20 protein-coding genes are annotated in these 22,080 nt (G+C 43.5%); 11 read left to right on the forward strand and 9 right to left on the reverse strand.

Going from position 1 to position 22,080, the window contains the following annotated elements; all coding sequences use genetic code 11:
• Window positions 1–36 precede the first annotated feature (36 nt).
• The 3 genes from tcdA to F0249_RS04285 all read left to right on the forward strand — a co-directional run bounded on the left by tcdA (window position 37) and on the right by F0249_RS04285 (window position 1,759).
• Complete coding sequence (gene tcdA / locus F0249_RS04275) at window positions 37–846, forward strand: tRNA cyclic N6-threonylcarbamoyladenosine(37) synthase TcdA (RefSeq protein ID WP_136995512.1); 810 nt, start codon at window positions 37–39, stop codon at window positions 844–846.
• A gap of 13 nt (window positions 847–859) precedes the next feature.
• The gene (gene csdE / locus F0249_RS04280; RefSeq protein ID WP_171755968.1) at window positions 860–1,288 is read left to right on the forward strand and encodes a cysteine desulfurase sulfur acceptor subunit CsdE; all 429 of its coding nucleotides are present in this window, start codon (window positions 860–862) and stop codon (window positions 1,286–1,288) included.
• Window positions 1,289–1,468: 180 nt separating this feature from the next.
• A complete protein-coding gene (locus tag F0249_RS04285) occupies window positions 1,469–1,759 on the forward strand; it encodes a DUF3622 domain-containing protein (RefSeq protein WP_171755969.1) in 291 nt (96 codons plus the stop codon).
• A gap of 274 nt (window positions 1,760–2,033) precedes the next feature.
• Here the strand turns inward: F0249_RS04285 and F0249_RS04290 are convergent, their stop codons facing one another.
• Window positions 2,034–3,098: a succinylglutamate desuccinylase/aspartoacylase family protein gene (locus F0249_RS04290; RefSeq protein ID WP_113799098.1), complete on the reverse strand. Its 1,065-nt coding sequence runs from the start codon at window positions 3,096–3,098 to the stop codon at window positions 2,034–2,036.
• A 129-nt stretch (window positions 3,099–3,227) separates the two neighbouring features.
• Complete coding sequence (locus F0249_RS04295; RefSeq protein ID WP_171755970.1) at window positions 3,228–3,659, reverse strand: type IV pilin protein; 432 nt, start codon at window positions 3,657–3,659, stop codon at window positions 3,228–3,230.
• Between the two features lie 102 nt (window positions 3,660–3,761).
• Here F0249_RS04295 and F0249_RS04300 point away from each other — a divergent pair, with 102 nt between their 5' ends.
• The 5 genes from F0249_RS04300 to F0249_RS04320 all read left to right on the forward strand — a co-directional run bounded on the left by F0249_RS04300 (window position 3,762) and on the right by F0249_RS04320 (window position 8,377).
• On the forward strand, window positions 3,762–4,262 hold the full coding sequence (locus F0249_RS04300) for a GspH/FimT family pseudopilin (RefSeq protein ID WP_171755971.1): 501 nt from the start codon (window positions 3,762–3,764) through the stop codon (window positions 4,260–4,262).
• Window positions 4,240–4,842, forward strand: a complete 603-nt coding sequence (locus tag F0249_RS04305; RefSeq protein ID WP_017054034.1) for a hypothetical protein — start codon at window positions 4,240–4,242, stop codon at window positions 4,840–4,842. Before F0249_RS04300 ends, F0249_RS04305 begins: the two co-directional genes overlap by 23 nt.
• Window positions 4,839–6,119 (forward strand): hypothetical protein, encoded by a 1,281-nt coding sequence (locus F0249_RS04310; protein WP_171755972.1) that lies wholly within the window; start codon window positions 4,839–4,841, stop codon window positions 6,117–6,119. Before F0249_RS04305 ends, F0249_RS04310 begins: the two co-directional genes overlap by 4 nt.
• Window positions 6,109–6,522 carry a prepilin-type N-terminal cleavage/methylation domain-containing protein gene (locus tag F0249_RS04315; protein ID WP_113799090.1) on the forward strand — a complete coding sequence of 138 codons (414 nt, stop codon included), beginning with the start codon at window positions 6,109–6,111 and terminating at the stop codon, window positions 6,520–6,522. The genes F0249_RS04310 and F0249_RS04315 overlap by 11 nt, the downstream gene beginning before the upstream one ends.
• 280 nt (window positions 6,523–6,802) lie before the next feature.
• Entirely contained in the window at window positions 6,803–8,377 is a 1,575-nt protein-coding gene (locus F0249_RS04320; RefSeq protein WP_113799088.1) for an AbgT family transporter, read from the forward strand.
• Window positions 8,378–8,465: 88 nt separating this feature from the next.
• On the opposite strand, the gene fghA is transcribed toward F0249_RS04320, so the two are convergent.
• On the reverse strand, window positions 8,466–9,311 hold the full coding sequence (gene fghA / locus F0249_RS04325; protein ID WP_171755973.1) for an S-formylglutathione hydrolase: 846 nt from the start codon (window positions 9,309–9,311) through the stop codon (window positions 8,466–8,468).
• Between the two features lie 152 nt (window positions 9,312–9,463).
• Window positions 9,464–10,612, reverse strand: a complete 1,149-nt coding sequence (locus F0249_RS04330) for an S-(hydroxymethyl)glutathione dehydrogenase/class III alcohol dehydrogenase (protein WP_171755974.1) — start codon at window positions 10,610–10,612, stop codon at window positions 9,464–9,466.
• A gap of 171 nt (window positions 10,613–10,783) precedes the next feature.
• Between F0249_RS04330 and F0249_RS04335 the strand changes: the two genes are divergently transcribed.
• Window positions 10,784–11,650: a LysR family transcriptional regulator gene (locus F0249_RS04335; RefSeq protein WP_017054028.1), complete on the forward strand. Its 867-nt coding sequence runs from the start codon at window positions 10,784–10,786 to the stop codon at window positions 11,648–11,650.
• A 29-nt stretch (window positions 11,651–11,679) separates the two neighbouring features.
• On the forward strand, window positions 11,680–12,231 hold the full coding sequence (tadA, locus tag F0249_RS04340) for a tRNA adenosine(34) deaminase TadA (RefSeq protein ID WP_136995503.1): 552 nt from the start codon (window positions 11,680–11,682) through the stop codon (window positions 12,229–12,231).
• 115 nt (window positions 12,232–12,346) lie between these two features.
• Here tadA and F0249_RS20345 read toward each other — a convergent pair whose 3' ends face one another.
• Window positions 12,347–12,481: a hypothetical protein gene (locus F0249_RS20345; RefSeq protein WP_017054026.1), complete on the reverse strand. Its 135-nt coding sequence runs from the start codon at window positions 12,479–12,481 to the stop codon at window positions 12,347–12,349.
• Window positions 12,482–12,734: 253 nt separating this feature from the next.
• Entirely contained in the window at window positions 12,735–14,324 is a 1,590-nt protein-coding gene (gene mltF, locus F0249_RS04345; RefSeq protein ID WP_171755975.1) for a membrane-bound lytic murein transglycosylase MltF, read from the reverse strand.
• A gap of 341 nt (window positions 14,325–14,665) precedes the next feature.
• On the opposite strand from mltF, the gene purL reads away from it, so the two are divergent.
• Complete coding sequence (purL, locus tag F0249_RS04350) at window positions 14,666–18,640, forward strand: phosphoribosylformylglycinamidine synthase (RefSeq protein WP_171755976.1); 3,975 nt, start codon at window positions 14,666–14,668, stop codon at window positions 18,638–18,640.
• A gap of 87 nt (window positions 18,641–18,727) precedes the next feature.
• On the opposite strand, the gene csdA is transcribed toward purL, so the two are convergent.
• The 3 genes from csdA to F0249_RS04365 form a co-directional block, all read right to left on the reverse strand.
• On the reverse strand, window positions 18,728–19,939 hold the full coding sequence (gene csdA / locus F0249_RS04355) for a cysteine desulfurase CsdA (protein WP_171756018.1): 1,212 nt from the start codon (window positions 19,937–19,939) through the stop codon (window positions 18,728–18,730).
• A 122-nt stretch (window positions 19,940–20,061) separates the two neighbouring features.
• On the reverse strand, window positions 20,062–20,943 hold the full coding sequence (panE, locus tag F0249_RS04360; protein ID WP_171755977.1) for a 2-dehydropantoate 2-reductase: 882 nt from the start codon (window positions 20,941–20,943) through the stop codon (window positions 20,062–20,064).
• A 108-nt stretch (window positions 20,944–21,051) separates the two neighbouring features.
• Window positions 21,052–21,846: an outer membrane protein OmpK gene (locus F0249_RS04365; protein ID WP_171755978.1), complete on the reverse strand. Its 795-nt coding sequence runs from the start codon at window positions 21,844–21,846 to the stop codon at window positions 21,052–21,054.
• Between the last annotated feature and the right edge of the window lie 234 nt (window positions 21,847–22,080).

Below are 22,080 nucleotides of genomic sequence, written 5' to 3' on the forward strand. Positions count from 1 at the left end.
CTTCTTTTTTCTATCGATTAAAATTAGGGTGCATTCATGCGCGAATTAACCGAACCAGCTTCTGAAAATTATGATCAACGCTTTGGCGGTACACGTCGACTATATGGTAATAGCGAAGTCGAAATTTTACGTGCAGCACATGTGTGTGTTATTGGTATCGGCGGCGTCGGTTCGTGGGCGGTAGAAGCATTGGCTCGTACGGGCGTGGGTGAATTGACTCTGATTGATATGGACGATGTTTGTGTTACGAATATCAACCGTCAAATTCATGCAATGTCAGGCACGGTAGGGCAGAGTAAAATTGAAGTCATGGCGGAACGTGTAAAGCTGATCAATCCTGAATGTAAGATCAACTTGATCGATGACTTTATTGGCCCAGATAACCAAGCCGAGTATCTCAGTAAGGATTTTGATTACGTACTTGATGCGATTGATAGCGTCAAAGCAAAAGCCTCTTTATTAGCTTATTGTAAGAGTAATAAAATCAAAGTGATTACGATTGGTGGCGCTGGCGGCCAAACGGATCCGACTCAAATTAAAGTGGCAGACCTTACCAAAACGATTCAAGATCCTTTAGCGAAAAAAATTAAAGATACGCTGCGTCGTCATCATAATTTCACTAAAAATCCAGCGCGTAAATTTGGTATTGATTGCGTCTTTTCAACTGAGCAACTGAAATACCCTCAAGCAGATGGTTCTGTGTGTGGTGTTAAGGCTACAGCGGAAGGGCCGAAACGTATGGATTGTGCGAGTGGGTTTGGCGCTGCAACGGTCGTCACTGCGTCATTTGGTTTTGTTGCAGTCTCTCGAATTGTTGAGAAACTGATTCAGAAACACCGGAAATAATTAGGAATTCGTAATGTCACCATTTCAAGCTTCGCCATTTGGTACTGAAATTAGCGCCGAGATGATCGTCGAAACGATGCAAAAATTTCACGGCTGGGAAGATCGCTACCGTCAAGTTATTCAATGGGGCAAATTGCTACCGAAAATATCTGAAGAGCTTAAAAGCGATAAAGTCACCGTTTCTGGGTGTGAAAGTACAGTTTGGTTGGTCAGTCAGCAAGTTGATGGCTACTGGTTTTTCTGTGCAGATTCCGATGCTCGAATTGTCCGAGGGCTTATTGCGTTAGTGATGGCGGCATTTGATGGAAAAACGGCTCAGCAAATACAAGCGTTTGATGTCGATGATTATTTCAGCAAAATCGGTTTAATTGCTCATTTAAGCCCTTCCAGAGGGAATGGTTTGAAGGCGATAGTTGAGCAAATAAAACAGCTTGCAAGTTAAGGGATGACTTATTGAGTTTTGCACAGAGACTCTGCTATTTTCAGCGAATTATTTGCAGCAATTTGAACTCAAATGTGCTCTAATACCGCGCTTACCAAGGGATGGTGTTAAAAATACTCAGCTTAGATGGAGTTATCAAAGTTGACGAATCCCTTAATTATCCCTAGGAATAAAAAGAACATGTCTAAGAATAAAAAATACGATATCCGTACTACTGAAAAACGTACAGGTTGGACTGCTGAAATCACTCGCCAAGTGACTTCTCGCCGTGTAACTGTATCAAAACGTGAAATGGGTTTTGAAACTGAAGCGCTAGCGATTGAGTGGGCAGAGAAAGAGCTTGAAGGCTTTGTAAAAAACCAAGCAGAACGTAATGAACGTAAAGGCGAGCAGCGTAAAGCAGCAGAAGAACGTGCTGAAAAACGTAAAGCGGCCGATCTCCTTGCTAAGCAACGTAAAGAAGCGGAATAAGAGCAAGAAGACTAATTTTTAATAAGACAAAATCCCAACTAAGATTTTGTCTTTAAGAAAACTAAGTATGTTTAAGAAAACTAAGCATGTAGCTTTAGTGACTGTTTAACCTCAAGGTTTTTCAGTTTTAGAGACTTATTACTTTCAGGTATTCCTTACTTCCAGAAATAGCTTACTTTCAGAAACGGCTTAGTTTTCTTGAACAAAAGGCATCGATAATATATCGGTGCCTTTTTCGTTTTGGATCATCATCTTTTGTGACTATTTAATGGGGCTAACTGTTTGAAATTATCTGGCCTGTGGTGAGCGGTTCATAATCAAGATCAATCACCTCCTCAAGGTAGTTCTCGACCGCTTGTTCTATCTCTTCATCATCTTGTTTAAAATAGGCCAAATGAAAAACCGCATCACCTTCATTCACGAGAGGAAGTGTCTGTTGTCCAATTACCACTCCGCCTTTATGAGCTTTAATTTCACACTCACTATGGCCTAGAGGCGAGCTAATATAAGCCAGAATTTGACCTTTTTCGACTTTTTCTCCTAATGTTACCACTGTTCTCAAAATACCATCGCTACCTGCGCGAACCCAACTGGTTGATTTTGCAATGATGGCAGTCGGAAGTTTTTTACGACTTGAACGTAGCATTCCAATGGATTGCATCACTTGCTGAATACCGATAAAACCAGCACTGATTGCAATTGGCTCAAAGCGTAAAGCTTCACCTGCCTCATAGGTGAGCACGGGAATACCGCATTTTTCGGCTTCACTTCTTAATGAACCATCACGTAGGGCTGAATCGATAATCACAGGAGTAGCAAAAGCTTGCGCAATACGCAGAGTTTCAGGGTTACTTAAGTTCGCGCGAATTTGCGGCAGGTTTGTTCTGTGTATTGCCCCGGTATGTAAATCAAGAATGTAGTCACATTTTTTAGCAACTTGATCAAAAAACGTGAAAGCCATGCGTGATGCAAGAGACCCATGCTCACTACCTGGAAAACAGCGATTTAAGTCGCGGCGATCTGGCAGGTAACGCGACTTATGGATGAAGCCAAATACGTTCACGATAGGCACGGTAATTAAGGTGCCTCGGAGTTTATTGGGGTCGATGGTATTAATTAGCTGTCTTACAATTTCGACGCCGTTAAGCTCATCACCATGTATCGCGGCATTGACCATTAAAGTAGGCCCTGCAAAGCGTCCGTTAATCACCTCAATTGGAATTGAGAGCGGTGAGTGGGTATAGAGCTTTGCAGCTTCTAGTTCGATCACTCGGCGTTGCCCTGGAGGAATCGTCTCATTTAATAAGTTAAAGGGTGTGTTTTTTTTCACTGCAACCATGCTATATGACTCATAAATTAACCAATGAACCAAATGTATCAACGGCCTCTTTATTGCACCAATGAATGATTTTTCTAGTGACGACAAAATAATTTAGTGAGTCGCAGAGTCATTTATCACATCACGGGGCTACTTCCAGCAGTTTGTCGGTAAACTTTCTCCTGTCGCTTTTAAGATCATTTTTTTATTGTTAGGTAAGCATGTATCTTGGTCTTGGCCTTTTGTCGATTGTGCCGTTGCAACGATGGAATAGGCCACGCTGGCTGAACTGACTACGTTAAAACTATATCTATCCGAATCGGATTCGCATAATAAACAGTGTCCCCCAGAGATAATAGTGCTCCAATCATAACTACCAGAATAGTGCTGCTCTAAAGAGAGTTGAATACGTGCCATGTCTGAAAGTGCTTGGCTACGGTGTGATTTTATGACGTGATTGGTATAGCTCGGGTAAGCGATCGCACTTAATACACCTATGATGGCAATGACAACTAATAATTCGATCAATGTCATCCCATTACCTGTTTTTTTGTAGTTATTACATGGATTTATTGGAATCATTTCTAAGCCTCTCTGGTTTTATTTTTCGCTATTTTTCGTTGGTGATAGCATCTCTGCAAGTCTTAATTACAGTGTATTGTTCATTACATAGGAATTTGGGAAATGCCTCGCGGGTTTACGTTATTAGAGCTGCTTATCTCTGTATCGGTGATGTCGATATTGTTGATGAGTGCGGCTCCAAGTTTTAGTTCTGTCACTCAAACCGTGAAAATGCAAAGGCTCGCCAGTGAGTTAAATGGTTTTATGCTGCAAGCAAAATCAGAAGCGGTGATGCGAAATAAGGATTTATGGGCACACTTCATTATGTCTGGCACAACCAACAGCACGGGAGATTGGAAGATTAAGCTATCAGAAAACGTGGCTCCCAATGTAGGCCCTGCGATTCTAATGTTGTCTGGAGAAGCTTATCGTAATGTGGTTTTTTCGGTGAGCTATGGATCTAAACAGGTTAAGTTTAGTGGTATTCATGGGAAAGCGAAGAACGGCAATGTCACTCTATCTATAGGAACAAAAACGCTCAAACTAACCACTTACCAAGTATCTGGAAGAATGAGAATATGCGGAGTCGGAGGTGAGTATTATGGCTATCAAGCATGCAGTTAATTCATCTCAATTAGGTGCGACGTTGATTGAATTTATGATCGCTTCTCTTCTGGGAGTAATAGCCATTTCCATCATTGGGTCGGTATTTCTATCTGGGCAGAGAGTGGCGACTGAGAGGAGTAAAGAGTTACTCCTGTTGCAGCAAGTTTCTGGCGCATTACAGTACTTCAAGCAAGATATTCAGAGGGCGGGTTATGACGGTGGAGGTGGGCACTCATTAATGCTATCAGGTGCTGCCAATATACTGCACATATCGCCTGACTTTAAAACCGCCGCTTATGCTTATCAACATCAGACAAAAATTCGCAATGTGGCGTTTGTTTTTCAGTCCGGAATGATCAAAGTGTGCGATAGCCCATCGACGATTGTGAAAACCGTATCATCGGCAGTAACAGGCTGCTCTTCAATTTTTGAGCCAAATCAGATTAAAGTCACTGACTTCAGTGTGAAGAGTGATGTCATTGCGGGGCAAAAGAGTGCCTCGGGGCTTACCTCGATCGCTATGTCTGCAGAATTAGTGGGAGATCCACTGGTCAGCTATTCATCCAGCGTTGAAGTTCAGCAGAGGAATTGGCAATGAAGAAACATCAACATGGTGCAATCACGCTGCTAATTACCAGTGTATTGCTGCTTTGCGCATTGATACTCACACTAGGCAGTTACCGCTCTATTTTTTATCAGATAAAGCGGGCACAAAATGAAGTAGTTGCAAGGCAGCAGCATTGGCAAGCTGAAGGTGGGTTAGAGTGCGCTTTTACTAAGGTATATCAAGATAAAGATATGACACAGTTAACAGCTGCGGCCTCTGTAGGTTACTTCTCTACCCAATGCTCGTCACCTTTAAGCTTACATCAAATCATATCTACACCGGTTATTGTCGGTAAAAGTTACCAGCTGTCCGCAAAGGTATTGAGTACCAATGATTCGCACATTACCAAAACGTTGCGCTTTAAAAGTGATAAAGGTAAAGGTGCGATTCAAACCGAATCAAGCATTAAAATTATCGCTGATGCTAGTGTTGAGATTGCACCTGAAGTTAATGATGAAGTATTGAACAATGGGAAGTTTGACTGCACAGCGATGAGGTTTAAAGATACGGTTGAATTTATTGCCAACGGAAACACGTTACAAACAACGCTTCCGATTGATACTCCAGCAGATTTTACTGAGTGTAATGACTATACCTCTCTTTCTAGTAACGCCTTAATCACTCAAGCAGGCTCATTGCCAATTGGGGCCTTTATGTCTGATTTCAAACATGATGCCGATATTGATACCTTCTATAACTACTTTGGCATGAAAAAAACGCCAGCGAATTTAGTATCTGTAAAAGCGGACTATTTCCATATTGATCTCACCTCTGGTGGAAATTGTGCCACTTTAGTGAAGAGTGCATTTGATAGTGGAAAAGAGAAAGTATGGGTCTATGGAGACTGCGTTATTTCGCCTAATTTATCAGTGATGGATGGGGCTGGCGTGATTACACCTCGCTCATTGGTGGTTGAAAATGGTGTCTTTGTTACTTACGGAGCGAATGTTTTCGATGGCTCGTTTTACCATCTAGTTGATATGTCTATGTTTGATGATCCAACCGCATCTGGTACCGATCTCGATCTTTTACCAGCTTACTGGGCTTCACTTACATTACCTCTTGGTTTTGATAAGTCATTGATTGAAGCTAATTCTATCTATATTGATACGGGTTCATTCTTCCCAAAAGGTGGGGTTTTCCTCGATACTCCAAATGGGCTATCGACCATCAAAGGGTCATTAAATTTAGACTTTACCAATAGCTATAACCCTTTCGATGAGCCATCAACTGTGGTTTGGCAAAAAGGATCTTGGCATGATTTCTAAACAGCAAGGTTTCAGTCTTATAGAAGTGTTAATTTCATTCTCATTGATTGGGATTGGTGCTTTGGGTTTGGTTAAACTCCAAGCTTATGTCGAACAGAAGGCCGATTTTGCAACTCACAGTGTTGAAGCGCTTTATTTAGCAGAAGAAAAACTAGAGTGGTTTCGAACTCGTGGGGCGTCAGATGCGTTGTCTACCATTACACCTGCAAATTTTGATTCTGATTTGGTAACAGGGATGGATGCTTCACACCCTTTTTATACTCTCAGCTGGTCTGTGCCTGCAATTTCGCTGTCTGGAGCATTAAAAACGATAGAAATAGAAGCACAGTGGCAAAATCGGTTTGGTGATAGTGAGTCGGTTAAGCTAACCACCATGATATCCAAATATAGTGAATTTGATTAATAGATGTCGTGAATGGTATTCAAGAGCCCTTATTTTCGGTGATTGTTCATTAAATGTCAGGTTATTACATATCGGTTAATTTCATGTGTATGAGTGTTGGTGGGTATTGTGTTTATTATGTTGTGCTATGTTGCTATTTTTGCAAAATATGTCTCCAATTATGACAAACAACCAGGATCTTATGCTTTTCAAGTTGTGTTTATTTAGAATAAAAAATATCAACGACCGTGATTATTACAATATTAGGTCGAATATACACAACCGCATAAATGGAGTTACGATGAGTAACCAAGCCGCACAATCTTCAGCGCCACAGCCTTCAGCACCACAGAAAGCAAGTGGTATGGATCGTTTTTTAAATACGATCGAAAGGGTCGGGAATAAGATCCCAGATCCAGCACTGCTTTTCTTCTGGGGTCTACTTATTGTTTGGGGGCTTTCAGCACTATTATCACAAGTACAATTTGATTTGATTCATCCAGTAACGAAGGATGCGGTTCAAGTTAAAAATCTACTAACGGGTGATTCTCTCGCAAACTTTTTAGCCACCATGGTGAAAAATTTCACTGGCTTTGCACCACTCGGTATCGTATTGGTTGCGATGCTCGGTGTGGGTGTTGCTGACTCTTCAGGCTTTATTCAAACCGGCCTTAAGAAAATGCTGAACTTTACGCCCGCGAAATTACTGACTCCAATGCTGATTCTTGTTGCGATAGTTTCGCACACGGCGGCAGATGCGGGTTATGTTCTGGTTATCCCTTTAGGTGGTATTATTTTCCACGCTGCGGGTCGTCATCCACTCGCGGGTATTGCTGCTGCTTTTGCTGGTGTATCTGGCGGATTTTCTGCGAACTTTATTCCATCGGGTATCGATCCTCTGTTGGCTGGTTTTACTCAAACCGCTGCACAAGTTCTGGACACGTCATATATTGTTAACCCATTGGCAAACATTTACTTTACAGGTCTTTCATCAATTTTAATCGTGCTTATCGGTTGGTATGTGACAGAAAAAATCATTGAACCACGTTTAGCGAATACTCCAGTTGATGATGATGCAGAAGAAGCACCAGATCTAGGCTCATTTACTGCGATTGAATCGAAAGCATTTAAATTTGCAGGTTGGGCAATGGTTGCTGGTATTGCGTTACTCATTGCACTTATCTACCCAGAAGATTCAGCTCTGCGCTCTCCTGATGGCGAAATCACCTCGTTCTCTGCACCAATCATGAAATCGATTGTGCCACTGATTTTTATTCTGTTTATTATTCCAGGGATCGTTTACGGACGTGTTTCGGGCACTTTTAAGAACAGTAATGATGTGATTAAAGCGATGTCTGAAACGATGGGGACAATGGGGGCGTACATGGTTATGTCGTTCTTCTGTGCTCAATTCTTGGTTGCATTCAGTCAATCGAACATTGGTACCATCCTGGCGATGTACGGTGCTGACTTCCTTAAAGCATTAGATCTTCCGGGCCAAATGACGGTCATCGGTATGATTTTGCTGACTGCTTTTGTTAACTTGCTGATTGGTTCGGCATCCGCTAAGTGGGCTCTTATTGGTCCTGTCTTGGTGCCAATGCTGATGGGCGTAGGTATTTCTCCTGAGTTATCACAAGCGGCATATCGTGTAGGTGATTCAGTATCGAACATTATCTCACCTCTAATGGTATTCTTCCCGCTCGTGGTGGTTTACTGCCAACGCTATGTTAAGACAACGGGTATCGGTACATTAGCATCATTGATGATGCCATTCTCTATTGCAATGCTGATTGGCTGGACTATTTTCCTACTGGCTTACTGGGCGTTAGGCATTCCTCTAGGCATCCAAGCGCCATACACTTATACAATGTAAGTGAAGCTAATCAGTCAATTGATCTGAAAATAAAAAGCCCGCTGTCATAAAATAGCGGGCTTTTTTAATTCTTACTTGTCGAAAAGTTTTAAGCGTTTAAGTGAACGGCATGGAATCGCAGGTGATCATCAATGAAGCTAGAAATAAAGTAATAGCTGTGATCGTACCCTGGCTGCATTCTTAGCTCTAACTCAGAGCCATGCTTTTGCGCTGCTGCTGATAAACGCTCAGGCATTAGTTGCTCGATAAGAAATCCATCCGCTTCCCCTTGATCGACCAAGATAGGAACAGGAGAACGCTGGCTTTTAAGTAGCTCAACCGCATCATACTTTTTCCAAGTTGTCGCATCTGAGCCTAAATAGTGACTGAAGGCTTTTTGTCCCCAAGGCGCTTTTGTTGGGTTAGATATCGGGCTAAAAGCTGAAATAGAACGGTATGATTCTGGATTATTAAGCGCAATCGTCAGAGCGCCATGTCCACCCATACTATGGCCAGAGATGGATTTTACCGATGATACCGGGAAGTTCGCTTCAATTAATGCTGGCAACTCACTGTTTACATAATCATACATGTGATAATGCTCATCCCATGGTGCTTGAGTCGCATTAAGGTAAAAGCCTGCCCCTAAACCAAAATCGTAAGCGCCTTCAGGATCATCAGGAACGCTTTCTCCTCGTGGGCTTGTATCGGGTGCTACAATCGCAATACCAAGCTCTGCCGCTGCTTTAAATGCTCCTGCTTTTTGCATGAAATTCTCATCGGTACAAGTTAATCCAGATAGCCAATATAAAACAGGGACGGGGTTTTCTTTGCTTGCATTTGGTGGAAGAAAAATAGCAAAGCGCATTGTGCAGCTTAGAGCTTCAGATGTATGGGTATATTGTTTATGCCAACCACCAGCAACCTTGGCTTGGCTAATGTTTTCGATTGTCATCTATTGTGCTCCGTTAGGTTGATGGTTTTGGGGAATAACATGTCTATATCATCTAAGTTTCACCACCCTCCGGGCAGGAGGTGGTGAAGACAGTTTGTTGCTTTTCATTCATAGCTTTGGCCCCGGCACCTAAGTATCGAGGCCAAGGTGGATTACTTATCCATATGCAGAACAGTACGGATAGACTCACCTTTGTGCATTAGGTCGAACGCTTCATTTACGTCTTGCAGACCCATAGTGTGAGTGATGAACTCTTGAAGACCAAATTCACCCGCCATGTAACGGTTAACGATTTCTGGAAGTTCTGAGCGGCCTTTAACACCACCGAAAGCTGAACCACGCCATACACGACCAGTCACAAGTTGGAATGGACGAGTTGAGATCTCTTGACCAGCACCAGCAACACCAATGATGACCGATTCGCCCCAACCTTTGTGACAGCACTCAAGTGCTTGACGCATCACGTTTACGTTACCAATACACTCGAACGAGTACTCAACACCACCATCTGTCATGTCAACAATCACTTCTTGGATTGGCTTATCGAATTTAGTTGGGTTGATGCAGTCGGTCGCGCCAAGTTGTTTCGCGAGCTCGAATTTGCTCTCGTTGATATCAACACCGATGATGCGGTTAGCACCAGCCATGCGAGCACCAATGATTGCAGAAAGACCGATACCGCCTAGGCCGAATACGGCAACGTTGTCGCCTTTTTCAACTTTAGCTGTGTTCAATACAGCGCCCATACCCGTTGTTACACCACAACCTAGAAGACAAACTTCTTCAAGTGGTGCTTCTTTGCTTACTTTCGCTAGAGAGATTTCTGGAAGTACTGTGTACTCAGAGAAAGTAGAGCAACCCATGTAATGGAAAATTGTTTCGCCATTGATAGAGAAGCGGCTTGTACCGTCTGGCATTAGGCCTTTACCTTGCGTTTCACGAACAGCTTGGCATAGGTTAGTTTTACCAGATTTACAGAACTTACATTCGCCACATTCAGCAGTGTAAAGTGGGATAACGTGGTCGCCAATCTCAACACTTGTCACGCCTTCGCCGATCATCTCAACGATACCGCCACCTTCGTGACCAAGAATTGAAGGGAAGATACCTTCTGGATCGTCACCTGATAGTGTGAATGCATCAGTGTGACAAACACCAGTAGCAACGATACGAACTAAAACTTCACCAGCTTTAGGAAGTTGTACATCGACTTCTTCCATTTTTAGTGGTTCGCCAGCAGCCCAAGCGACCATAGCTTTAGATTTAATTGATGTTTGACCTGGTTTGATTTCAAGCGCCATTGGATGTTCCTTTTATCTAGTTATGTTGCGGTCGACTAAAGCGTAGTAAAGCTTTGAATGTTCCGCTTCTCGTTTTGTTGTGGCCAGTATATATATTTCTCATATGATGATAATCCAGTTAGAATGAAAATGATTTTTACGTATTTGTAATAATGTTTGTGAAGGGGGAGCATGGCGAATTGGGAAGGGGTGAGTGAATTTGTCGCCGTTGCGGAAGTTGAAAGCTTTACTGGCGCAGCAAAAAAATTGTCTACATCGGTTGCCCAGATCAGCCGAAGAGTTTCAGCTTTAGAAGAGAGGATAGCGGTAAAGTTACTTAATCGAACCACTCGACGTGTCTCCTTAACCGAAGCGGGGCAGCTTTATTATCAGCAATGTAAACAACTTGTCGAAGGGTTGGAGCTTGCTGAACTAGCGGTAACCCAGATGCAATCAACACCGAAAGGCTTGATTAAGGTGACTGCCCCTGTGACTTATGGCGAGAGGCAATTAGCTCCGTTGCTCCATCAGTTTTTAGCTCAACACCCTCAGCTAGAGTTAGATCTCATCTTAACGAACCAGAAACTCGATTTGATCGAGCAAGGGGTTGATGTAGCGATTCGTTTAGGACGTTTGGAAGATTCGAGCTTGATAGCAAAACGCTTATCTGATCGTCAGCTTTATGTGTGCGCTACGCCAAGTTATCTTGCTCAATTTGGAGAACCTCATACTCTTTCAGAATTGTCTCGGCATCAATGTTTAGTGGGTTCATTTCCGCATTGGCGCTTTAAAGAGAAAAACCAGTCGAGAGCCATTCGAGTGCATAGCCGACTAAAATGTAATAGTGGGATTGCGCTGCTTGATGCGGCACTACAGCATTTAGGTATGATTCAACTGCCCGATTATTATGTACAAGAATATATGGATAGCGGTGAGCTTGTAGAGGTACTCTCCGACTATCGAGATGATAGAGAAGGGATTTGGGCTCTTTATCCGCAAAATAAAAACCTATCATCGAAAGTGCGATTACTCGTCGATTTTTTAGCAGATGCTTTATAATAACCAAAAATATGAATTGAGACTCTATAGTGGCGACTTTGAACCAAGACCATCCCTCCCAACCTGAATCACCGAATCATTTTACTGATCAAGATGAGAAGTTTATGCGTCGGGCCATTGAGCTCGCCTCAGTAGCCGAGGGGGAAGGGGAAGTACCTGTTGGGGCTGTGTTAGTGAAAGATGGCGTTATTATATCTGAAGGATGGAATCGTTCGATTGGTTGCCATGATGCGACCGCGCATGCTGAAGTTCAGACATTACGCCAAGCGGGAAAGAAGTTAGAAAACTATCGTCTACTCGATACGACGTTGTACGTCACATTAGAACCTTGTCCAATGTGTGCTGGAGCGTTATTGCATAGCCGAGTTAAGCGGGTTGTATTTGGTGCGCCCGATCTTAAATCAGGTGCGGCAGGAACCGTATTAAATTTATTCGAAAGTCAGGCGTCGTATCATTACGCGGAAATAGAGTCGGGGCTATTAGAAGATCAGTGCCGTGAGCAATTACAAGCTTTCTTTAAAAGACGCAGAAAAGAGATTAAAGCGCAAAGGAAGGCAAAAAAAGCATTAGATGGTCAATGATGACTTGATGGATATTTGCAAACATCTCCCTGAGTCGATGTTTGCGATAGATATGATTCTTTGTTGATAGTTGTTTGAGGATGAATAGTTGATTGAATTTTTTATTAATTAAATATTATTCTACGAGCAGTTGTACAAATGCTCGGTTTCGCCAGATGATTTTCTTTTTATTATTCGACATCATGCGTTTACGGCGATTCGCTGATACGGTTTTATTAAGGCGCTGAGATAGCTTTCTTTTTGCTAGCATTGACGGCCTCCTACCTAATGATGGGCTTAAAAATTTAAGCCTGACGTTAATATATCCCTAATGTTTTGGTTTAGGGGACTTTGATATCTCAATATATCGTTTTGCCACTATGTTATAGAAGCAAATTGTTACCGTTATATGAAGCTTGCCTAGTGATATGACTCACATTTCTATGTATGAGTTGCAAAAGGGGAGTTTCAGCGTGCAATAAACATCCAGTTTTTGCACGCTGAAGTGATGTTGCTTAGCTTGCCTATTTCTCTGTGGTAGCGGTTTCTGGTGACTCTTCATCTGCTGAGTCGAGCGTCGAAATAGCCGCTGAACTCTCCGCGTCAAGCTTATCTGTTTCCTGTACTACAGGGCCGGGAATGACGACAAGATCATCGATGTTATTTTCTTGATCGATGATCTGTTGTTTGTCGATGTGACCAATAATACTTTGGTAATAGCGGCGAATATTTTCGACATAGTTTCTCGCTTCATCACCACGCGCATATCCGTAGCGAGTTGTGCTGAAGTATTTTTGCTGCCTTAATAGCGGCAAACTATCTTTTACATCCGCCCAAGCATTAGGGTCGCCACCTTGTCTTTTCGTTAGCCTTCGAGCATCCATCATATGACCATAACCTACGTTATAAGAGGCAAGAGCGAACCAAATTTTCTCATGATCGGCGATAGAGTCGGGTACTCGATCTACAATTCTACGGAGGTATTCAACGCCACCACGTACCGATTCTTCAGGATCAAGTCGATTGGTCACGCCAACACTTTTCGCTGTTGGCAGGGTTAGCATCATCATGCCGCGTACGCCTGTTGGAGATTTCGCTTTTGGGTTCCAGTGAGATTCTTGATACGAGAGTGCCGCAATTAATCGCCAATCAAATTCAAGTGAATATTGCTGAAACAGAGGCGACCATTTTGGAAGTTTGGCATCTAAGGCACGAATAAAGGCGCGAGTGTCTACGTAGTCAAATGAACCTATATGGCCAAGGTATTTCTCTTCCAAACTCGCCAGTTCACCAGACTGTTTTAAATTGCCGAAAAACTCGATTAAAAGAGCATAAAGGCTTTCATCATCTGAGCGGCGCATATACCAAGAGATCGGTTGGTCTTCAGTTAACTCAAAGGCAAGTGCAAGATCGGGATACAATCGTTGTGATAGTGAAAGCTCAACTGAGTCTGCCATAGTGAATGGAATGCTACCTTCAGACACTTGTTTAAGTAGATCATTTACATCGGCATTGGTGTCAACGGTATACTCAAGATCTGGTTGTTTAGCTTTAATGTCAGCTAAGGTTTGTACAAAGTGTGAATCTTTAACAATCACTAATGAAGGCGTTGATTCAGGAGACGTAGTGTCGCCATCTTCTAGTATTTGTTGTTTAAGTTTTACCTGTTTATTGACTAACTGTTTGAGATTTCTTGGTCGCCATTGACCTTTTTTGTATACCATCTGTTGGCTAACATAATAGTATGCAGGGCCTGCTCTAAATTGACTTAAACGCTCAGGTGATTGACTTAAACCTGCGGCAATCATATCTATCTCACCACTTTTTAATGCAGGGAATAGGTTTGAAATTCGGTAAGCCGGCTTCATCTCTAGCTGTACACCTAATTGATCGGCAAATACGCGAGCAAGTTCGTAATCAAGTCCGGTAGGGCCATCGGGGCCAATGTAGTAAGACAATTGATTGTTGAGAGTTCCAACGCGTAAAACCCCACGCTCGCGAATCTTTTCTAATTCACTTTTAGGGTCTGAGTCTATTTGGCAGCCTGCAATTCCGACAGTGATCAGTATTAGAGAGAGCAAGCGCATTGGTAAGCTAATCATTAACTTTGGCATTAAATTTTCGTTCTCGTACTTTAACTTATGCCTTTATATCAAAGGGGCGCGATTAGGGATAGTTTGATTCATGCTGGATTAAGTAATAAGTGTCAAACTGAGGAATAAAGCATCAATATGAGATAAAAAAGGCGATGATGGAAAAAATAACGCAAACGGTTGCTTTTTGTGTTACTTCACAAAAAGAAATGCTTTATAATGCGCTCGCATTGAAGAGGTGGAATCGGCATAGGTTTGGCAACCTTCGGGAATAGCTTCGAAGAAAACAGTTAGGTTGTTCCTATAACCCACTGAATTTATTCCAATACTACCTTAATCAACTGCATAAGAGACCTAAGCACATGAGAATTTTGCGTGGCTCCCCAGCTCTATCTGAGTTTCGTGTTAACAAGCTTTTAGAGCTTTGTCGTGAATTAAGCTTACCTGTAACAGGTATTTACGCTGAGTTTGCCCACTTTGCTGATCTAACGGCAGACCTAGATGAGTCTGAAGTTGAGAAGCTAGAAAAGCTACTGACTTACGGCCCTGCGCTTTCTTGTAAAGGCAATGGCGAAGAGCATCAACCTGAAGGTTTACTGCTGCTTGCCACGCCACGCCCTGGCACTATCTCGCCTTGGTCTTCAAAATCAACTGACATTGCTCACAACTGTGGTCTTGATAAAGTTTCTCGCCTAGAGCGCGGTACGGCCTTCTACATTGAGACATCAACAGTACTTTCTGAACTACAACTTGTAGAACTTAAAGCTATTTTGCACGATCGCATGATGGAAGTGGTTTTCACTGACTTCGAATCTGCGGCGGCACTATTCACAGTTGCTGAGCCTGCTCCTTATGCGGAAGTTGACCTATTAACTGGTGGACGTAAAGCGCTTGAAAAAGCAAACGTTACCCTAGGCCTTGCTCTTGCAGAAGATGAAATTGATTACCTGCTTGAAAGCTTCACTGAGAAGCTAGGTCGTAACCCGACTGACATCGAGCTAATGATGTTTGCACAAGCGAACTCAGAGCACTGTCGTCACAAGATCTTTAACGCTGATTGGACTATCGATGGCGTTAAGCAAGAAAAATCATTGTTCAAGATGATTAAGAACACCTTTGAAACGACACCAGAACACGTTCTGTCTGCTTATAAAGATAACGCAGCGGTAATGACAGGTTCTGAAGTCGGTCGTTTCTTCCCAGACCCAGAAACTCGTCAGTACAACTATCACCAAGAGAAAACACACATCTTGATGAAAGTTGAAACGCACAACCACCCAACGGCAATCTCTCCGTGGCCGGGCGCATCTACTGGTTCAGGCGGTGAAATCCGTGATGAAGGCGCGACTGGTATTGGCGGTAAGCCAAAAGCGGGTCTGGTTGCTTTCTCTGTATCTAACCTGAAGATCCCGAACTTCGTTCAACCTTGGGAAACAGACTTTGGTAAGCCAAGCCGTATCGTTACTGCTTTGGATATCATGCTTGAAGGTCCTCTTGGTGGCGCAGCATTCAACAACGAATTTGGTCGTCCAAACCTATTAGGTTACTTCCGTACTTACGAAGAGAAAGTAAACTCTCACGCAGGTGAAGAAGTACGTGGTTACCACAAACCAATCATGCTGGCTGGTGGTTTAGGTAACATTCGTGATGATCATGTACAGAAGAAAGAGATCCCAGTAGGTGCAAGCCTCATCGTTCTTGGTGGTCCAGCGATGAACATCGGTCTTGGTGGCGGTGCGGCATCTTCAATGGATTCGGGTTCTTCTTCTGAAGACTTAGATTTTGCTTCTGTACAACGTGAAAACCCAGAAATGGAACGTCGTTGTCAGGAAGTTATTGACCGTTGTTGGCAGCTTGGTGATGCGAACCCAATAGCATTTATCCATGATGTGGGCGCGGGCGGTATCTCGAATGCACTTCCTGAGCTAGTCGACGATGGCGAGCGTGGCGGTATCTTCAACCTACGTGACGTACCAAACGATGAGCCGGGTATGAGCCCACTTGAGATCTGGTGTAACGAATCTCAAGAGCGTTACGTTATGGCGGTTGCTGATAAAGACATGGCAACGTTCGACGCGATTTGTAAGCGTGAACGCGCACCATATGCAGTGGTGGGTAAAGCAACAGAAGAACGTGATCTTAAATTAGAAGATTCACATTTCGACAACACGCCAATCGATATGCCTATGGACATCCTATTAGGTAAAACACCTAAGATGCACCGTGATGCGAAGACGCTAAAAGCAAACAATCCTGCGATTGACCGTTCTGGTATTGAACTAAACGAAGCGGTTGACCGTGTTCTTCGCTTGCCAACAGTCGCTGAGAAAACATTCCTTATCACTATCGGTGACCGCTCGGTAACAGGCCTTGTAGCTCGTGACCAAATGGTTGGCCCATGGCAGGTTCCAGTTGCTAACTGCGCAGTAACTGCAGCAAGCTACGACTCTTACCACGGTGAGGCGATGTCTCTTGGTGAACGTACGCCAGTAGCACTACTAGATTTCGGCGCGTCAGCTCGTCTAGCGGTTGGTGAAGCAATCACTAACATCGCAGCGACAAACATCGGCGATATCAAGCACATTAAATTGTCAGCTAACTGGATGTCTCCAGCAGGTCACCCGGGTGAAGATGCTGGTCTTTACGAAGCGGTTAAAGCCGTCGGTGAAGAGCTATGTCCGGCACTGGGTCTAACTATCCCAGTGGGTAAAGACTCAATGTCGATGAAGACCAAGTGGGAAGAGAACGGCGAGCAGAAAGAAGTCACTTCTCCGCTGTCTCTTGTTATCACTGCATTTGCACGTGTTGAAGATGTTCGTAAGACAATTACGCCTCAACTTCGCACCCCTGATAACCTTGAAGGACTAGGCAACACGTCACTAGTTCTTATCGACCTAGGTAACGGCAAAAACCGTCTGGGTGCTACAGCACTAGCGCAAGTTTACAAGCAGCTTGGTGATAAGCCAGCAGACGTAGACAACGCGGCTCAACTAAAAGGTTTCTACGAAGGCGTTCAAGCGCTTGTAGCGAACGACCAAGTTGTGTCTTACCACGATAAAGGCGATGGCGGTCTATTCGTAACGCTAGCTGAAATGGCGTTCGCAGGTCACTGTGGTGTTAACGCAAACATTGAAGCGCTTTTAGCTGCATCAGAGAACAGCGAAGACACACTAGCAGCACTCTTCAACGAAGAGCTAGGTGCGGTAATCCAAGTTCGTAACGACGACCTAGACGCAGTCCTTTCTACGCTTGCAGCCAATGGCCTAGAAGCGTGTTCACACGTAATTGGTAGCGTTGTTGGGGAAGGGGAAGCATCAGACGAAGTAGTGATTAAGTCAGGCGCAGACGTTGTAATCCAACGTAACCGTACTGAATTACGTACTATCTGGGCTGAAACTACGCATAAGATGCAAGGTCTACGTGATAACCCAATCTGTGCAGACCAAGAGCACGAAGCGAAGAAAGACAACTCAGACCCAGGTCTGAACGTGAAACTAAGCTTTGATGTAAACGAAGACATTGCTGCTCCATTCATCAACGCTCCTATGATAAATACAGGCGCTAAGCCTAAGATGGCGATTTTACGTGAGCAGGGTGTTAACTCTCACGTTGAAATGGCAGCAGCATTCGACCGTGCAGGTTTTGAAGCGACTGATATTCACATGAGCGACATCCTAACGGGTCAAGCGGTACTAGAAGAGTACAACGGCCTTGTGGCTTGTGGTGGCTTCTCTTACGGTGATGTACTGGGAGCTGGTGAAGGTTGGGCTAAATCGGTTCTGTTCAACGAGTCTACACGTGACCAATTTGAAAACTTCTTCAAGCGTGAAGATACTTTCTCTCTAGGTGTGTGTAACGGTTGTCAGATGTTGTCTAACCTGCGTGAACTTATCCCTGGAGCTGAGTATTGGCCACGTTTCGTTCGTAACGAATCTGAGCGTTTTGAAGCTCGTTTCAGCCTAGTTGAAGTTCAGAAGTCTGATTCTGTATTCTTCAACGGCATGGAAGGTTCTCGTATGCCAATCGCTGTGTCTCACGGTGAAGGCCGCGTAGAAGTGCGTGATAACGACCACCTAAACGCGATTGAAAACTCAGGTACGGTTGCACTACGTTACGTTGATAACAACGGTAACCAAACGCAGCAATACCCGAACAACCCGAATGGTTCGCCAAACGCTATCACAGGTCTAACAACGACGGATGGCCGCGTGACTATCATGATGCCTCACCCAGAGCGTGTATTCCGTACGGTTGCAAACTCTTGGTCTCCAGAAGGTTGGGGCGAGAATGGCGCGTGGATGCGTATGTTCCAAAACGCACGTAAGAACGTGGGTTAATAAAATAACAGGTGAATAAATAAAAGCCGCTGAACATTGTTGTCAGCGGCTTTTTTATTTATTCGATATAATGCTTTGATTTCGATTCTAGAGCAGATCTACGGCTTTTTTGATAGCAGAGATCAACCGTTCTACGTCATCAAGCGTATTGTAAATAGCAAATGATATTCTGACGGTTCCTTTCACTCCAAGCGCATCCATTAGAGGGTGAGCGCAATGATGTCCTGCCCTAACGGCAATGGCTTGCTGATCAAGCAGTGTTGCGATGTCTTGGTGGTGGACACCGTCCATGATAAAAGTGATCACACTAGCATGCTCTTGAAAACCGATAACCGTGATGTCCTCAATTTTCGAAAGCGCTTGGTAGGTTAATTGTTGGAGCTGAGTGATGTGTTCTTCAATGTCAGAGATTTTAAATTGTCGAAACCAATCAATTGCTACTGACAGTGCAATCGCGCCTGCAACGTTTGGTGTCCCCGCTTCAAATTTCCCCGGCAGTTCAGAGTATGTGGTTCCCGAAAAAGAGACCTTCTCTACCATTTTTCCACCACCATGCCATGGAGGCATACTTTCAAGTAAACTCTGTTTTCCATAGAGCACACCAATGCCTGCGGGCGCATACAATTTATGACCAGAGAAGACGTAGAAATCCGCATCGAGATCGGTCACATTTACTGATTCATGAACGATACCTTGTGCGCCATCAACCACAACGACTGCATTAAATTGGTGCGCTTTTTTGATAACGGATTCTATTGGTTGACGAGTTCCGGTGACATTAGTGGTTTGTGCAAGCGCCACTATTTTCGTTTTTGGTGTGATTAACGTTTCAAAAGCGGAGTAATCGAATTGGCATTGGCTGGTCATTGGAACTTTTACGATTTTAGCACCCGTTTGCTGTGCGACGATCTGCCACGGAACTATGTTTGCGTGGTGCTCCATTTCGCTGATCAATATTTCATCGTCTACTTTCAGCGTGTTTCGAGCGTAAGTTTGAGCGATCAAATTCAGTGCTTCAGTCGCACCGCGAGTCCAAATGATTTCTTTAGCTGAAGAGGCGCCAATAAAGTCGCAAACCGTTTGGCGAGCGGCTTCAAATTGGCTCGTTGCTTCGGCGGTTAAGCTATGGCTCCCACGATGAACATTGGCATTTTGACTACTGTAGTATCGGCTAATCGCATCAATGACAACTTGAGGTTTTTGAGCGGTGGCAGCACTGTCTAAGTAGACGAGTGATTGGTCATTGATCGTTTGTGCTAGTGCCGGAAATTGATTGCGAATACTTTGTATATCAAACATGAGATAACTTAATGTTGTGGTCGTGAGTGCTGAAAGAGCGATCATAGGCGTAGTCACTCGCTATCACAACTCTTTCTAACTCTTTCTTATATTAGCGAGTCGTTATTTTCGGCTTTACTGGATCACCAACACTGCTCGATTTGTTTGATTGATTCATACAAAGCGCGGTTCTTAGGTAGCTCTATATGGTGTTTAGCGGCTGCTTTGATTAAAAATCCGGTGATGAAGTCAATTTCACTATTGCGCTTATGATGAATATCTTGATGCATGGAAGAGTAATTTTCAGCGGTGGCATTGATTACGTTATATATTGTATTGAGTAATGATTTTTCATCCGCTTGGATATGGTTTGCTTTCATTACTTGGACCAGCTCAGTGACTATCTCTTGTATCTCGATTTGAAATTGAGGCTGTGCAAGTGCGCCATTTTTACATCGATGAAGAGCGGTTAAAGGGTTAATCGCACAGTTGATGGCAAGTTTATTCCAAAGAGCTGTGTTGATATCTGAGTTCCAAACCACACTTGGTAGAGCATGGTTGAATACATCCGCGAGAAAAGAGCACTGTTGTCCTAGATCGTTATAAGCTCCAATTTGAGTTTGTCCGTTCCCAGTATGCAACACACATTGGGCAGAAGGTTTTAGTGCGCCGTGAGTGGTGGTGGCAAGTACGATCGGAAAGTGGCTTATTTGAGAATTTAAGTCATCAACCGCCCCCATACCATTGTGCATAAAAAGCAGTATCGTTTTGGGGTCGATCTTGTCTAATAAAGGGAGTAGGGCACTTTCAACTTGCCAAGATTTTACCGTAATGAGTAATACATCTGTCTGTTGAAGGCGTTGAACATCGTTATTGTGGAATGATATCTCAGGGAGGTTATCAAGCTTAATTGAGAGGCGCTTGTTCGTACTGCGACTATAAAGCGAAACATTATGGCCAGCTTGATGGAGTTTACATGCCCAAAGGGAACCAATGGCACCGGGGCCTACAATAGTGATATTCAAGGGAGTGTCCTAGTTGAATGGTATAGGACGATGATAAGTGGGCTACTTTAGAAAGCAATAAAAAATGGCGCTCAAGAGCGCCATTTTGGAAAATTACTTCAAGTTGAATTAGAACTTGTAAGTTACTGCTAGGTAGTGACCGAAGCCAGTAGTTTTACCAGCTAGACCATCGTCTTTAAGACCGTAAACGTCTTTGTAGCCTTTAAGACCGTAACCTACTGAGTAGCGATCTGAGTGCCAGTAGATACCGTTAAACATAGCACCACCATTTGAGGTGTTTAGCGCTGCAAAGTCATCTTCCATACCAAATTGGTAATCGATGTAACCTTGGTAAGAAATGAATGAACCGTTCTCGAAGAAGTAGAAAGGTTTGAACCAGTTAGTTGATACTTGGAAACCGTTCCAGTCTTTCTTATTTGAATCGTAAGTACCGTAGAAGTTTAGGCCAATTTTACCAAGCCAAGGAACCATTACATCAGAACCAAGACCAACTTTTTGAGTGTTAACACCAGAGTTGCCACCCCATTCCATAAGAGTAGAAACGTATAACTCTTGTACTGGACCGAAAGAAAGATCTTTACCCGTTACTGCGTCAAGAGACATACGAGGTGCGAACTTCATGAAGATTTTCTCAGCACCATCTTTGTCACTGCCTGGATCTGAAGTTAGATTGAACACGTCAACGTAACCGTAAAGATCGAAAGCTCCAGAGCGACCGCCAAATTCCATCTCTAGGTAATCGTGAGAAGATTCACCAGGAAGTTCATCGATAGCAGCCATTAAGTTGAACTGCACCCATTTATAATCATTTTTATGGATATCGCCGTCAGAGTAATCTGCAGCCATAACAGGAGCAGTTGTTGCTGCTGCCATTAAACCAAGAGCTAGAAGTGATTTGCGCATAAGGGGACTCTCTATGTTTGCATTTAATTGATGGATACGATCTAAGCCGTATTCCTGATGGCGAGAATAATAGCGGCAAAATTTTTAATTGGTAGTGACGAAAGGCGGAAAAACAAACAAATATGGTGATCATGATCACGCTGTAAAACTCTTTTGCGGAACTAAATTTAAATTACATTTTGTTGCATTATTTGTGTGATTTAAGTCGTTACATTTTGCGTGGGAAAGTGAGCT

The organism is Vibrio sp. 03-59-1 (genome assembly GCF_013114135.1).
Taxonomy (GTDB): domain Bacteria; phylum Pseudomonadota; class Gammaproteobacteria; order Enterobacterales; family Vibrionaceae; genus Vibrio; species Vibrio cortegadensis.

What these genes read in the sequence shown, in the direction of transcription:
- F0249_RS04320 (WP_113799088.1), top strand. Translation starts at nt 6,803, where the DNA reads ATGAGTAACCAAGCCGCACAATCTTCAGCGCCACAGCCTTCAGCACCA.
- F0249_RS04305 (WP_017054034.1), top strand. Translation starts at nt 4,240, where the DNA reads ATGGCTATCAAGCATGCAGTTAATTCATCTCAATTAGGTGCGACGTTG.
- fghA (WP_171755973.1), bottom strand. Translation starts at nt 9,311, where the DNA reads ATGACAATCGAAAACATTAGCCAAGCCAAGGTTGCTGGTGGTTGGCAT.
- purL (WP_171755976.1), top strand. Translation starts at nt 14,666, where the DNA reads ATGAGAATTTTGCGTGGCTCCCCAGCTCTATCTGAGTTTCGTGTTAAC.
- tcdA (WP_136995512.1), top strand. Translation starts at nt 37, where the DNA reads ATGCGCGAATTAACCGAACCAGCTTCTGAAAATTATGATCAACGCTTT.
- F0249_RS04300 (WP_171755971.1), top strand. Translation starts at nt 3,762, where the DNA reads ATGCCTCGCGGGTTTACGTTATTAGAGCTGCTTATCTCTGTATCGGTG.
- F0249_RS04290 (WP_113799098.1), bottom strand. Translation starts at nt 3,098, where the DNA reads ATGGTTGCAGTGAAAAAAAACACACCCTTTAACTTATTAAATGAGACG.
- F0249_RS04295 (WP_171755970.1), bottom strand. Translation starts at nt 3,659, where the DNA reads ATGATTCCAATAAATCCATGTAATAACTACAAAAAAACAGGTAATGGG.
- F0249_RS04310 (WP_171755972.1), top strand. Translation starts at nt 4,839, where the DNA reads ATGAAGAAACATCAACATGGTGCAATCACGCTGCTAATTACCAGTGTA.
- F0249_RS04330 (WP_171755974.1), bottom strand. Translation starts at nt 10,612, where the DNA reads ATGGCGCTTGAAATCAAACCAGGTCAAACATCAATTAAATCTAAAGCT.
- mltF (WP_171755975.1), bottom strand. Translation starts at nt 14,324, where the DNA reads ATGCCAAAGTTAATGATTAGCTTACCAATGCGCTTGCTCTCTCTAATA.
- F0249_RS20345 (WP_017054026.1), bottom strand. Translation starts at nt 12,481, where the DNA reads ATGCTAGCAAAAAGAAAGCTATCTCAGCGCCTTAATAAAACCGTATCA.
- F0249_RS04285 (WP_171755969.1), top strand. Translation starts at nt 1,469, where the DNA reads ATGTCTAAGAATAAAAAATACGATATCCGTACTACTGAAAAACGTACA.
- csdA (WP_171756018.1), bottom strand. Translation starts at nt 19,939, where the DNA reads ATGTTTGATATACAAAGTATTCGCAATCAATTTCCGGCACTAGCACAA.
- F0249_RS04365 (WP_171755978.1), bottom strand. Translation starts at nt 21,846, where the DNA reads ATGCGCAAATCACTTCTAGCTCTTGGTTTAATGGCAGCAGCAACAACT.
- F0249_RS04335 (WP_017054028.1), top strand. Translation starts at nt 10,784, where the DNA reads ATGGCGAATTGGGAAGGGGTGAGTGAATTTGTCGCCGTTGCGGAAGTT.
- F0249_RS04315 (WP_113799090.1), top strand. Translation starts at nt 6,109, where the DNA reads ATGATTTCTAAACAGCAAGGTTTCAGTCTTATAGAAGTGTTAATTTCA.
- csdE (WP_171755968.1), top strand. Translation starts at nt 860, where the DNA reads ATGTCACCATTTCAAGCTTCGCCATTTGGTACTGAAATTAGCGCCGAG.